The organism is Brevibacillus formosus (assembly GCF_003013405.1).
In the GTDB taxonomy this organism is placed as follows: Bacteria; Bacillota; Bacilli; order Brevibacillales; family Brevibacillaceae; genus Brevibacillus; species Brevibacillus formosus.
This window is the reverse complement of the sequence record NZ_PXZL01000012.1, coordinates 1-11,795: the sequence shown is the minus strand read 5'-3', so window position 1 is coordinate 11,795 and position 11,795 is coordinate 1. Positions and strand designations below refer to the sequence as shown.

Below are 11,795 nucleotides of genomic sequence, written 5' to 3'. Positions count from 1 at the left end.
TATATCGTATTACGATGTACATATGCAAAAAAAATGGACAAAGCCTTTGCCAAGGCCGCCTTACAACTGTGCGACCTCGGTCACTCAAAAGACTCTTACAGCACTTCCTGCTAAAAGGATGAGGAGGACAGATCGTCATCGAATTTGCTGCTGTTCCGTCGCCTGTGGATCAGCGTCGCCCCTACTCGAAACATCCCATAGCCAAGCAGTCCGCCGAGCACATTTAGCAGCAGATCATCGACATCAAAGCTGCCTAACGAAAACAACAGCTGCAATGTTTCGATGATGAGACTGGCCAAAAGCGTGAGAAAAAACACACGATGCACGCTTTGAAAGGACATAAATATCAGCGGCAGCAACAGCCCAAGCGGAACAAACAACATGACATTGCCAATCAGGTTATACATCACAATGCCAAAGCTGTAATTATCATAATGAAAAACGTAATCCACCAAGGTTTGAAATGGTTTCGTATTTTGGAACAGATGCGTATATTGCGGGACGCCGTATTCCAGCATCCTTTGCTTCCATTCCACGGTAAAAGCTCTACGTCGGAAGCGATCCGGCGAAAATAACAAGAGATAACCGGAGATAGCTACATACAAGAAAAACAAGGACAGGAGCCATTTCCGGATGTATTTATCAATAAGCGGCATGGACTCAGACAGTTGCCGACTGATTGTTTTCGCCGAACCAAATCGTTGAATAGTCAGTAAAACGGCTTCCTGTTCTTCATAGCCTTCTTCGACCAGCTCACTTTTCATGCTGTTCAAATGATCTATCAGCTCATCTTTGACATCCCGCTTTTCCCATTTCGAGCACGGCAAGTGACTGACAACCTGTTCTGCATAATCTTCGAGCTTCATTCGTTTACTCACTTCCCTCATTGCAAAGCAAAATGAGTCTGCTCAAGCTCTGCCAATCCTTCATCTTGTCTTGAAGAAGCCCCTGGCCCGTCTTGGTAATCCGATAATATTTGCGGCGTCCGCCTTCGTTGGCTTCCCCCCAGTAAGACTCCACTGCCTTTTGCGTCTCCAGTCGTTTTAGGGCAGGGTATAGTGTGCCTTCACCGATTTCATACAACTCATCGCTTTTATCGCGAATCTTCTTGGCCAACTCATAGCCGTACTGATCTTTTTGTGCGATCAGCGAGAGAAGCAATAAATCAATGCTTCCTTTCAACAACTCCTTGTTCACAAAAGCATCTCCTCCCCGTGACATGCCTAGAGATTATCACACTATACCTCGTGATACAAGGTAGTTCATCAAGGAAATTTCCGGATAACACTTTTGGTGCTATGCAATTATTGACAATAATAAAATAGGTAATATAGACTATATTCGATCACATTTTTCATGAGTCTACATACTTTCGGATGATCATTCTTTTCTATACACAACCAGATGATAGGTCCATAGAATGAAGCGAAAAGAAGATTTTTACTTTTTTGGAGCAGGTTACTTTTCATTCGTGACTTCATTCTCTCTTACAGGAGGCACTTACATGCTTGCCGACTTTCCAATGATCGTTCTGAATACGGTTCTCTTAGCCTATTTTGCAATCGGTGTGCTATTTTTGTATTCCGAATCCAAATTTTTGCGTAAAATGAAGACTCGTAGAAATAGATAAGCCGATTTTTAGATAAAGGAGTTTGCACGAACATTGAGATCCTTTTTTCGCCAATTTCTGCCAAGTCAGAACCAACCCCAAGAAATTACCTACAAGGAACTGGATTCGAAATTGATCAAAGCTGCTCGCTACGATCTGGATGCAAGCCACCTCTACATCCGTTTTCACGATGGACGCGAGGTCGTTTACTGTCGGGTCACTCCTTACGCTTACAATGCGTTTTTAAATGCTGATTCGTTCAGCGATCATTTTCATTCGTTCATCAGCCAACGGTACTTGAACTATCAGGTGATGTAGCCTGTCAATACAAAAATGCCCTCAGTCTGTCTTCCTGGCACTGAGGGCATTTGTTATTGATCTTCTCTATTTTAATGCGCGATGCAAAAAAGATTTGGTCCGCTCGAATTTAGCGTTTGTAAACAATTGCTCCGGTGTCCCCGACTCTACGAATTCCCCTTTGTCCATAAACATGATTTGGTTCGCCACCTCGCGTGCGAATCCCATCTCATGCGTCACAACCATCATCGTCATATGCTCCTGGGCAAGCTGCTTGATGACTTGCAGGACCTCACCTGTCAGTTCGGGATCAAGCGCAGACGTAGGCTCGTCAAACAACAAGATTTGCGGGTTCATCATCAGTGCTCTGGCGATCGCCACACGCTGCTTCTGTCCGCCTGAGAGCTTTGCTGGATACGCGTCTGCCTTATCAGACAGGCCGACCTTTTCCAAGAGCTCTGCACTCTTTCTCTGGATGTCCGAAGACGCCTCACCTTTGACTACGCGTGGTGCGATCTCCAGATTTTCTTTTACTGTGAGATGAGGAAACAGATTAAAATGCTGAAAGACCATGCCCATTCTCGATGTAATCTGCTTGATTTCTTGATTGCCGGCATAAACGCCGTCCTTCACCAAATAATCATCCTGCACACGAATGCTGCCACCATTCACCTGCTCCAGATTGACCAAGCTGCGTAGCATTGTGCTTTTGCCGGAGCCAGATGGTCCGATTACTGCTACGACTTCGTTCTTTTTCACTGAAAACGAGACATCTCGCAAAACTTCCTGATTGCCAAATGATTTCTTTAGATTCGATACTTGAATGATATCCATATTGAGCCAGCCCTTTATTCGAATTTGAACCTTTTTTCCAGCCACTTAAAGAACAACGTCAACAATAGCGTCATCAACAAATAAATGATTCCGGCAATAAAAAACGGAACGATGGTAAAGTCGCGATTCACAGCCGTTTGTGCAAAGTGAAGCAATTCAGGAACGGCAACCGCATAGAGCAGTGCTGTGTCTTTTACGAGGGTAATGGATTCATTTGCGACGGCAGGCAAAGCCACGCGAAACATTTGAGGCAAAATGATCTTATTGGTCGTCTGCCATTTGCTGAAGCCGAGGACCTGCGCCGCCTCGTACTGTCCTTTGTCGATTGACAGCAGTCCTCCACGGAAAATTTCCGCGAAATACGCTGCGTAGTTCAGTACGAAGCCGACGCATGCAGCGACGAATCGATCCATCACCAAATACTCTCCCACTACGGGCAAGAGAGGCAGCCCGAAGCAAATAAACAACAGCTGCAATAAGAGAGGTGTCCCACGCATCACATACACATACGTATGCGCGAACCAGGACAGCGCCTTATTATTGCTTTTTGCCATTAAGGTGATCAAAAAACCTAATGGAATAGAAAGCAGAATGGCGATGATAAACAACAGCACCGTCATCTGCGCCCCTTCTAGCATGGGCTTCGTAATGGAGAGAATGTAGTCTACGCTCATCTTGGTATGCTCCTAATCCTGAAAATAAAAGCGTGGCTTCGCCAATCAAGCGGCGAAGCCATCGCTGTTCTTCTTATTTCAATACACGATTTTCGCCGAACCATTTTTCCGATATTTTTGCAGCTGTACCATCCTGATTCAACGCATCCAGTGCTTTTTGCAGCTCATTCAACAATGCCTCGTTGCCTTTTTTGACACCTACTCCATATTCCTCAGGGGACAGCGATTCTTCTAACTTCTTAAAAGTACCCGGTTCTTTTGCCATATAGTAATCAGCCACAACCTGGTCGATGACAACTGCTTCTACACGCCCAATCTTCAAATCACTCAGTGCCAGCACGTTATCAGGGAACTCAGTAATCGATTTGACCTGATTTTTGATATCACTCGCATTAATCGCGTCAGCTGCGGAAGACAGCTTTTGCAAACCAATTCCTTTACCGGCCAAGTCTGAGAGCTTGGTCAAGCTGCTATTTGCCATCGTGACCACTACTTGTGCGTTTTTCAGATAAGGCTTGGTAAAGAGAACCTTTCCTTTTCGCTCATCTGTAATCGTATATCCATTCCAGATCAAGTCAATACGACCGCTGTTTAGTTCAGACTCTTTTGCACTCCAATCGATTGGTTGAAACTCGATTTGTTTTCCCATTTTTTCGCCGGCTGCACGCGCATAATCAATATCAAAGCCAACTAGCTCATTTTTCTCATCCCGAAATCCCATTGGTGCAAACTTATCATCAATTCCGATAATCAGCTTGTTCGCGTCAGCGCCAGTATTTGTACTGGAACAGCCCACTACCAATGAAACCATCGCACTCAACAACAATGACATCCATGCTATTTTCTTCATCGTGATGATCCCCCTCGTTCCCCTACTCTATGTTTTACTCTGATAAAGTGGTAATACGTTAACAAGGTATCATGATAGCACATTAGCAAGAAATAGTCGATACTTTACTAAACAAAAGCACCTTAGAAATATACGCCAAATGATTGAGAAAAATGCCCGACTAGCAAATGCATGTCTTTTTCTTTTTTCCGACACTCCCTCGTTCCTCTATCTTTTTGATATACTCCGTAGCTAAAGGAACTTTGCACGCTGTCTGTCCGACGTCCACATGTACTTTGCCAATCGCTGCGGCCACTTCCAGCGCTTCCTGATGAAGTTCCGGTACATACGCGCCTACTGAAATAACGAATTGATTCATGGTGTACCGTACGCGATTCTGTTCCTGATGAATCGTCTCCTTTACTCTCATGAGGAGTCGTTTGATTTCTTCTTTATCCAGCTGTTCGTCGGGGGTAATCGACAAGTAGTTCGAATACGTGTTCCACCCACATGTGGCTACCATCTCTTCCTTTGACTCGATCCATTCTCGTGCCAACTCCATGGCAAAATGGCTCTCAGCGGCTACACTCGCAACCGTATACTCGGCTGGCGCGTACCAAGAGGCTTCCTTGATCCAAGCCTGTAGCCGCTCTTTTGGCATGCTCTTTGGGTCTACCGTCAATCCGGCCAAGTACATGGCGTCGTAGTTTCCCGTATCGTACAGCGCCTGGACGAGCTGCTGATCACGCTTTACCTCCTTGACCAGCTTTTTCATATCGCCGACTCGCACGCCAAACAAAGGCTCTTTCGCCCCATGCCGCAATAACGTTTTTTTCGTCTGTTCAGTCCCCATCGCTTCGAGCTTCTGCATGACTTCTTCCAGCGTCATATTGTAACCCTCCTTTTTCTTCTATTAATAGAATAACCAACTGAGCTCCTCCAACACGAAAAAGCCCTCCATATGCAAAGGAGAGCTTTTTCGTGCTAGAGCTTGACGCTCTTTTCCTATTCTTATTCTTATTCTTACGCCTGATTGCGTACTCTGATATACAAAACATTTCTCACGTTAATGACAACATCATCATACTGGAGCCATCCGTCGTTTTGATTAGCGACCATTTGAATGATCTCTTCCGGTTCCGTCGTTTCGATGCTAATCATTTCACCGCCTCCGGAAAAGTAAAATTGAATCACTTTTACTTCCTTCATCAAGAATCCCCTCCTATTCCTTCTAGTTATCGGATAGTTGGAAAATTTTTGTTACGGGTGATTTTTATGTATACTTTTACCATTACTGCGAAAAGGAGTTTGTTGAAATGCCGGATTCGGTACACACGAGAAAAGGAGCTTAGGCGCGTATGTCCCTCAACTTGTTGGTCAGTTAGAAGAGACCGGATCAACGAGCGGAATGAAAGCTATCCGTCTGATTGGACAAGAACTGCTTGCGATCTTACACAAATCGTGTGAACCCACAGCTACGTCTCCTGTTTTCCTATCGTTGGCCAACCACAAGTCAGACAGTGTGCGTTGCTGGAGTGCCTATATTATCGGCCTGGACAACACCTTATCTCTAGAAGAAAAACTAGTACAAATAAGAAAATTCGCGGCTGATCATCATTTTGGAGTGAGAGAGATCGCATGGATGGCGATTCGAGATTCTCTCTTGCATGATCTGAACCATTCCATTCAACTCCTGAGCGAATGGGTACTTGATGCCGACGAAAATATTCGCCGCTTTGCGGTAGAAGCCACACGCCCTCGAGGTGTCTGGTGTAAGCATATTGACGCATTGAAAAATGAGCCCGCTCGCTGCCTGCCTTTGCTCACACCAGTGAAGTCAGATCCATCCAAATATGTACAAGATTCTGTAGGGAATTGGTTGAACGATGCGAGTAAATCACAACCAGACTGGGTGACACAGCTTTGTGACGAGTGGCTAAAAACCTCTGATACAAAGGAGACGAAAAGAATTGTCACCAAAGCGAAAAGAACGATCCTGAAGACCCAAACCGAACAGAAATGATGAACCGAATCACACATTTATCCCAATTTTATTTGTTGAATTCATTATCCGAGGAAAGTTTGCGCTTAATTGATCAATTAACCTCTTTAACCCCTTTTCCCAAAAATACGTGCATTCAAACACCAGAAACTTTTTCAGAGGGCTTCTACTTCATCAAGCAGGGGAAGGTACGTTTATATAAAGTAAATCGGGATGGTCGGCAGTTCACATTCGATATCCTCGGGGAAGGCAATGTGTTTGGAGAAGTGGATCTCCTCTCACTAGGTACAAGGGAGATGTATATAGAAGCCATCGAAGACTGCCTCATTTGTAAAATGAGTAAAGCAAAATTTGAAAGCTACCTCATCGAACATCCGCAACTGATGATGAAGATCATGAAGATCATTAGCGATAGAATGGTTTCGATCAGCCAAGCAGCCGAAAATCTTGCCCTTCTCCCTTTACAAGATCGCATTATTTCCACGTTAGTAAAGCTTGCCGATCAATTTGGCAATCCTAACAGTTCGGCGTTTCAACAAATTGACTTACCTCTTTCCCATCAAGAACTCGCCAATTTTGTTGGGGCATCCAGGGAAGCTGTGACGGTAGCATTACGTGCTTTAGCAAGAGAAGAACTGATTCAAACAGGCTTTAAATCCATTTCTATTCAGCGGGACAAAATTTTGAAGAAAATGTAATCCAGTTTACATCTTTCGCTCAAAAAGAAAGATATCGTAAAGCTATGGCTTCTACTATTCTTTCGAAAAAGAGGGGAACGACATATGGATAAACCACATTTTCAGAGCCTGCGCGAAGAGCTAGATTTTACAACCATTCAAATAGCAGACTTCCTCACCCGTGAAGTAACAGATGCATTTACAAGATCAATCGAGGAGCTGCGGACCTCTGGACACGCAAAGGGCTTGCCGCTTGGTTCGATTGCGCCTGATTTCACGTTGAACGATCATACTGAAAAGAACATTACTTTGTCGGAAGAAATCGTAAAAGGTCCTGTCGTCCTCACATTTTTCCGTGGATCATGGTGCCCCTACTGCAATTTGGAGATGCAAGCGTACCAAAAACAGATCGATACAATAAACTCACTGGGTGCCCAATTGTTTGCCATAAGTCCACAATCTCCTGCACACTCTCTTACTATGCAAGAGAACAATCGTCTGAGTTTCCCCATTTTATGCGATACCAATAATCAGGTAGCAGAAAAATATGAACTAAGATTCAGGCTGCCTGAGTATTTACATGATACCTACCAATCATTAGATATCGATCTCACTCGTTTTAATAGTGACGATTCATGGACACTCCCCATACCCGCTACTTATATCCTCGATAAACAGGGCGTAATCCGGTCAGTATCCTTAGATCCTGACTACAAAAAGCGAATGGAGCCTACTGAAGTTATTGACATTCTGCGCACCCTAGCCTAACGCCCTACTCCCTACTTAATGAAGAACCAGTTGATACCGCAACTGGTTTTTTCGTACGTTCTTATATTATGAACAATTAGTTACTTCTCCCTACCAAAACTTGACACGGCTAATACAAATGGCTTATATTTTGCATGATTGTGTCTAGCAAAATTCGACACACTTTTACAATTTTTGCTAAAAAATGCAAAAGGCAAAGTCATCGAAAGGTGGCGACGCAAAACCACGGGTCTACAGTCTTCTTTGACCATGATAGCCGGGTTGCCATCATCATGAGACCATTTTCGATGTTGGTAGCTTCGGTTGTTCCATTTTGATGGAATGGCCTTTTTTTGTGTTGACATTTTTGAAAGGAGGATGAAAGCACTTTCATTTTTGCAACGGATGGAAAAACATAACTTTTGAGACGACAAACATACACAACATAGTTCAATCAGAGAAAACGATGGAGTGGAGAAGTTATGTACAAACAAGTAGAAACCGTACAAGAGTTAGCTAAATTTCATGAAATCAAAGAAACAGTATGGACAAGCATGGGCTTCGAGATGGAGTACGCGAAAGAAGGCTCAGCTCAGTTCCTCCTAATCGCCGAAGATGGTGAAGCAGGTGGAACATTTGAAATGACGCCCTTTTCCAAATCAAGTGCTTATATGAAATCACTTTTTCAGGACGTTGTTACAGAAGATATGAAAGTCATGGAGGTAGACAGTCTCGCTGTTTTGCCGAAATACCGCGGACAACTAGGGCAAAAAGGAATTTGCTTGATGATAGATTACGCTGAAAAGCATGGCTATACCCACGCAATCGGGGTGGCAGATCCGACATTTTTTAAATTTATTAACAAGAAGTATCAAGTAAAGGCGACTCAGACCAAAGATATCGTCTTTTATAAAGGGGCCGATGCTATTCCGACCCTCTTCCATCTCAAAGATGTCTATGACAATAAGCACGATCCGAAATATTCCTGGTACAATTCGTCGTCATCCAATCAAGTAAAAGTCGAGGTAGGTGGGTAACATGGATCACATTGATCTATTGAGAAGAAGAAACAATTGGGTCGTAATCGTATTCGCAAGTATTATTACGGTTGTTCAGATCTTAAACCTCTTTCTAGGCGTACCGTACACATTCGTTATCACGGTACTGGGTATTTTGTATGGTGTGCTGGCACCTTTTGCTTACATCTCCAATCGCCCGAGCTTGCGGGAAAAAGCAGCGCCCTTCATGAAGTTTTTCAACTTCGCCGTAATTGGGCTCTTTATGTTCATCATAGTTGGACTGGACCCGCATATGATCAATATCATGACTATTATGTTCTTTGTAGCAGTTATGGGGATTTATCAAGACCGACTCATTAATATTTTGACAATTGTATCGACATTGGGCATTGTCTCTTACTACTTCCTGACACAAAGAGAAACGATTTTCCATTCGACAAGCAATCTTGATCTGATGTACTTCCTGCTCACCTTCTGCTTCGTCTCTATCACGAGCATGATGCATGCTGTATTCAATAACAAGCTGCAAGAAGAAAGTGAGCAACAAAAGCAAGAAGCGATTGCCTCGAAGGAATCGTTACAACGTGTTCTGGATCAGATCAATGAATCACTCACCTCTATGCAAGACTATCAAGAGAATTTGAACAAGGTGACGGACGGTGTAAATGTTCGCGCTGTCGAAACCGTCGCTTCCCTGCAAGACATTATGGAGTCCTTTACGGTCCAGACCAGCAATACAGACGAGCTGCGTCGGGAAATGAGCTCGACGAATTTGCAAGTTGAGGATATGACCCGCTCTGTTATAGAGATGCATGAGTACGTAGAATCGACCAAAGAAGCCACTAGCGAGAGTGGAAAACGCATTGGCAACATCGGCAATGACTTTGAACGATTCATCAAGGACATCCAAGGTACGAACCAGCTGATTCAAGAGCTCAATAAAGAAACCGAATCGATTGGGAAAATCATTCAAACCATTTCCGATATTTCTGCACAAACCAATCTGTTGGCACTCAATGCCACGATTGAAGCGTCTCGCGCAGGCGAACACGGCCGAGGATTTGCTGTCGTAGCAGATGAAGTACGCAAGCTGGCTGAATCCTCCAAGCTATCCTCCGAGTCGATCTCGAGCCTGCTCATGACCATCCGCGAAAAAATGAAGCTCGTATCAGATATGATTTCCGAGTCGCAGACTTCTTTTGAGAAAAATAGCGAGGGCATCCTCGAAGTACAAGAAATGTTCACCAATGTAGACAACTACATGCAAAACTTCGCAGATAAAACGAAGAACCTGCAAGAGTTCATCGTCCATGTTCACAGCATGATTCAGGAAGTCGGCGCAAAAGTAGAAGTCAACGCAGATATTACCGACAAGAACAAAGAGAGTCTGGAAGAAGTGCTTGTTCTCGTTTCTGAGCAAAAAGACGAAGTCGTTAAGGTTTCAGGCGGCTTTGAGAAAATCGAACAGCAGATGCGTGGTCTCCATAATTAACCTTCCTGCAACCGCCTTTTCAAGGGCGGTTGTTTTCTTTTCTCATTTTGTAACTGAACAGGCATATAATAGGAATATTCTGATATTAGGGATTTGAAAGGAGGCACATCATTGATGGATGCACGAATCGAAACCAAAACGATTCAGACCGATCGATTGCTCGTTTCCTACCTGACAGCAGGCGTACCGGAAGGAGAACCGCTTCTCCTCATTCACGGCAATGCATCAGCCAACTTGTTCTGGGATGATACCATTGCGGCTCTATGTGACCAGTACCGTCTGTATGCACCTGATATGCGTGGCTATGGAGCAAGTGAAGCATTGCCCATTGATGCTACACGCGGTTTGCGAGACTGGTCGGATGACCTTCATTCGTTTATTCGGGCATTGGACTTGCCAACGCCCGTCCATCTTGCCGGCTGGTCGTTGGGTGGCGGGATCGCGATGCAGTTTGCCATCGATCACCCGCAGGAAGTCCGCTCTCTGATTCTCATCGCCCCCATGTCCCCTTACGGCTTTGGTGGAACCAAGGATATAGCTGGCACCCCATGCTACAGCAGCTTTTCGGGCTCGGGTGGGGGAGCAGCCAACTCCGAGCTGGTCAAAAGGATTGCAGCCAAAGATATGGGCAATGAATCTCCCTCCAGTCCTCGCAATGTTATGAATCAGCTTTATTTCAAGCCCCCATTCCAAGTTGGCCCAGAGCAGGAAGACCGTTATGTGAGCGCAATACTCTCTACGAGAACGGGAGAGGACTTTTACCCTGGTGCCTTTGAATACGTAAACGATTGGCCCGGTGTTGCTCCTGGAACGACAGGGATTACGAATGCGATTTCCCCCAAATACGTAAATTTGTCCGGTATTGTCCAGATGGAGCCGAAGTGTCCGATTTTATGGATTCGCGGTGCGGATGATGCCATTGTCTCGGATCAGTCGCTGGCTGATTTCGGTACGCTGGGCAAGCTTGGCCATGTCCCCGGATGGCCGGGGGAAGACGAATATCCCCCGCAGCCGATGGTCTCCCAAATTCGTGACGTGCTTGAACAATATCAGCGCGCTGGTGGTTCCTATCAGGAGATTGTCATGGAAAATGTGGGGCACGCTCCACACATCGAGAAAGCAGAGGAGTTTATAGCGCTCATTAGAAAAACCGTCAGGGCATGACCGTGACGGTTTTTCTAATAAGCGCTATTTCGGCGTTTCTTTCTCCGCTTTCGATACCTTCAAGTTAAATTCTCTTTCCTGCTCCTCAATAATCGCTCGATCCTCTGCATTATCTCTCACTACTTTTTGCGTCAAAATCGATCCAACTGCTACCAGAAGCATGCATGCGATATAATACCCCTTTTCGTGCAGCTGAAGACCTGTTGCATTGTATAAACCGATGGAAAATAGCAGTACACCTGCGCCCAATGTAAAGTATGCCAAGAAAGTGAAGGCTCCCGTGTTGCGCATCCGATGCTTTTGTGGATACATTTATAACACCCCTCACATTTTGTTCATGTGGCTCATGCAAACAAATAGAAGTCAACCGGACGATTTCTCGCCCGGTTGCTTCTACGGATTACTTCACAGCTTCCTTCTTTCCAAAGAATGTACGCAACGCCTTGTATAC

General features: G+C 44.8%; 15 protein-coding genes and 1 riboswitch. Of the genes, 7 read left to right on the top strand and 8 right to left on the bottom strand.

Translation table 11 applies throughout. From position 1 onward, the window contains the following. Window positions 1-110 precede the first annotated feature (110 nt). Both C7R91_RS11540 and C7R91_RS11535 read right to left on the bottom strand, forming a co-directional pair. The gene (locus C7R91_RS11540) at window positions 111-866 is read right to left on the bottom strand and encodes a VanZ family protein (RefSeq protein WP_047070387.1); all 756 of its coding nucleotides are present in this window, start codon (window positions 864-866) and stop codon (window positions 111-113) included. Window positions 867-870: 4 nt separating this feature from the next. Further along, window positions 871-1,197: a PadR family transcriptional regulator gene (locus tag C7R91_RS11535; protein WP_012684822.1), complete on the bottom strand. Its 327-nt coding sequence runs from the start codon at window positions 1,195-1,197 to the stop codon at window positions 871-873. A gap of 466 nt (window positions 1,198-1,663) precedes the next feature. Here C7R91_RS11535 and C7R91_RS11530 point away from each other — a divergent pair, with 466 nt between their 5' ends. Then, entirely contained in the window at window positions 1,664-1,927 is a 264-nt protein-coding gene (locus C7R91_RS11530) for a KTSC domain-containing protein (protein ID WP_047070386.1), read from the top strand. A gap of 66 nt (window positions 1,928-1,993) precedes the next feature. On the opposite strand, the gene C7R91_RS11525 is transcribed toward C7R91_RS11530, so the two are convergent. From C7R91_RS11525 to C7R91_RS11505, 5 genes are all read right to left on the bottom strand, one after another. Further along, window positions 1,994-2,740 carry an amino acid ABC transporter ATP-binding protein gene (locus C7R91_RS11525; RefSeq protein ID WP_047070385.1) on the bottom strand — a complete coding sequence of 249 codons (747 nt, stop codon included), beginning with the start codon at window positions 2,738-2,740 and terminating at the stop codon, window positions 1,994-1,996. A gap of 14 nt (window positions 2,741-2,754) precedes the next feature. Further along, complete coding sequence (locus tag C7R91_RS11520; RefSeq protein ID WP_047070384.1) at window positions 2,755-3,414, bottom strand: amino acid ABC transporter permease; 660 nt, start codon at window positions 3,412-3,414, stop codon at window positions 2,755-2,757. Between the two features lie 73 nt (window positions 3,415-3,487). Then, entirely contained in the window at window positions 3,488-4,264 is a 777-nt protein-coding gene (locus C7R91_RS11515) for an amino acid ABC transporter substrate-binding protein (RefSeq protein WP_047070383.1), read from the bottom strand. A 160-nt stretch (window positions 4,265-4,424) separates the two neighbouring features. Further along, window positions 4,425-5,132: a DNA alkylation repair protein gene (locus C7R91_RS11510; RefSeq protein WP_047070382.1), complete on the bottom strand. Its 708-nt coding sequence runs from the start codon at window positions 5,130-5,132 to the stop codon at window positions 4,425-4,427. A 134-nt stretch (window positions 5,133-5,266) separates the two neighbouring features. Then, window positions 5,267-5,452, bottom strand: coding sequence for a hypothetical protein (locus C7R91_RS11505; RefSeq protein WP_047070381.1), 186 nt, complete (start codon window positions 5,450-5,452; stop codon window positions 5,267-5,269). A 199-nt stretch (window positions 5,453-5,651) separates the two neighbouring features. On the opposite strand from C7R91_RS11505, the gene C7R91_RS11500 reads away from it, so the two are divergent. The 6 genes from C7R91_RS11500 to C7R91_RS11475 all read left to right on the top strand — a co-directional run bounded on the left by C7R91_RS11500 (window position 5,652) and on the right by C7R91_RS11475 (window position 11,344). Next, window positions 5,652-6,266: a DNA alkylation repair protein gene (locus C7R91_RS11500; RefSeq protein ID WP_052773406.1), complete on the top strand. Its 615-nt coding sequence runs from the start codon at window positions 5,652-5,654 to the stop codon at window positions 6,264-6,266. Then, window positions 6,266-6,943 carry a Crp/Fnr family transcriptional regulator gene (locus C7R91_RS11495; RefSeq protein WP_047071231.1) on the top strand — a complete coding sequence of 226 codons (678 nt, stop codon included), beginning with the start codon at window positions 6,266-6,268 and terminating at the stop codon, window positions 6,941-6,943. Before C7R91_RS11500 ends, C7R91_RS11495 begins: the two co-directional genes overlap by 1 nt. Window positions 6,944-7,027: 84 nt before the next feature. Next, window positions 7,028-7,690: a peroxiredoxin-like family protein gene (locus tag C7R91_RS11490; protein WP_047070380.1), complete on the top strand. Its 663-nt coding sequence runs from the start codon at window positions 7,028-7,030 to the stop codon at window positions 7,688-7,690. 182 nt (window positions 7,691-7,872) lie between these two features. Continuing rightward, a riboswitch (cyclic di-GMP riboswitch) is annotated at window positions 7,873-7,959 on the top strand. Between the two features lie 192 nt (window positions 7,960-8,151). Continuing rightward, window positions 8,152-8,706: a GNAT family N-acetyltransferase gene (locus tag C7R91_RS11485; protein ID WP_047070379.1), complete on the top strand. Its 555-nt coding sequence runs from the start codon at window positions 8,152-8,154 to the stop codon at window positions 8,704-8,706. A gap of 1 nt (window position 8,707) precedes the next feature. Further along, window positions 8,708-10,180, top strand: coding sequence for a methyl-accepting chemotaxis protein (locus C7R91_RS11480; protein WP_106786190.1), 1,473 nt, complete (start codon window positions 8,708-8,710; stop codon window positions 10,178-10,180). Window positions 10,181-10,294: 114 nt separating this feature from the next. Then, entirely contained in the window at window positions 10,295-11,344 is a 1,050-nt protein-coding gene (locus C7R91_RS11475; protein WP_047070377.1) for an alpha/beta fold hydrolase, read from the top strand. Window positions 11,345-11,368: 24 nt separating this feature from the next. On the opposite strand, the gene C7R91_RS11470 is transcribed toward C7R91_RS11475, so the two are convergent. Then, window positions 11,369-11,656, bottom strand: coding sequence for a YiaA/YiaB family inner membrane protein (locus C7R91_RS11470; protein WP_047070376.1), 288 nt, complete (start codon window positions 11,654-11,656; stop codon window positions 11,369-11,371). Window positions 11,657-11,795 lie beyond the last annotated feature (139 nt).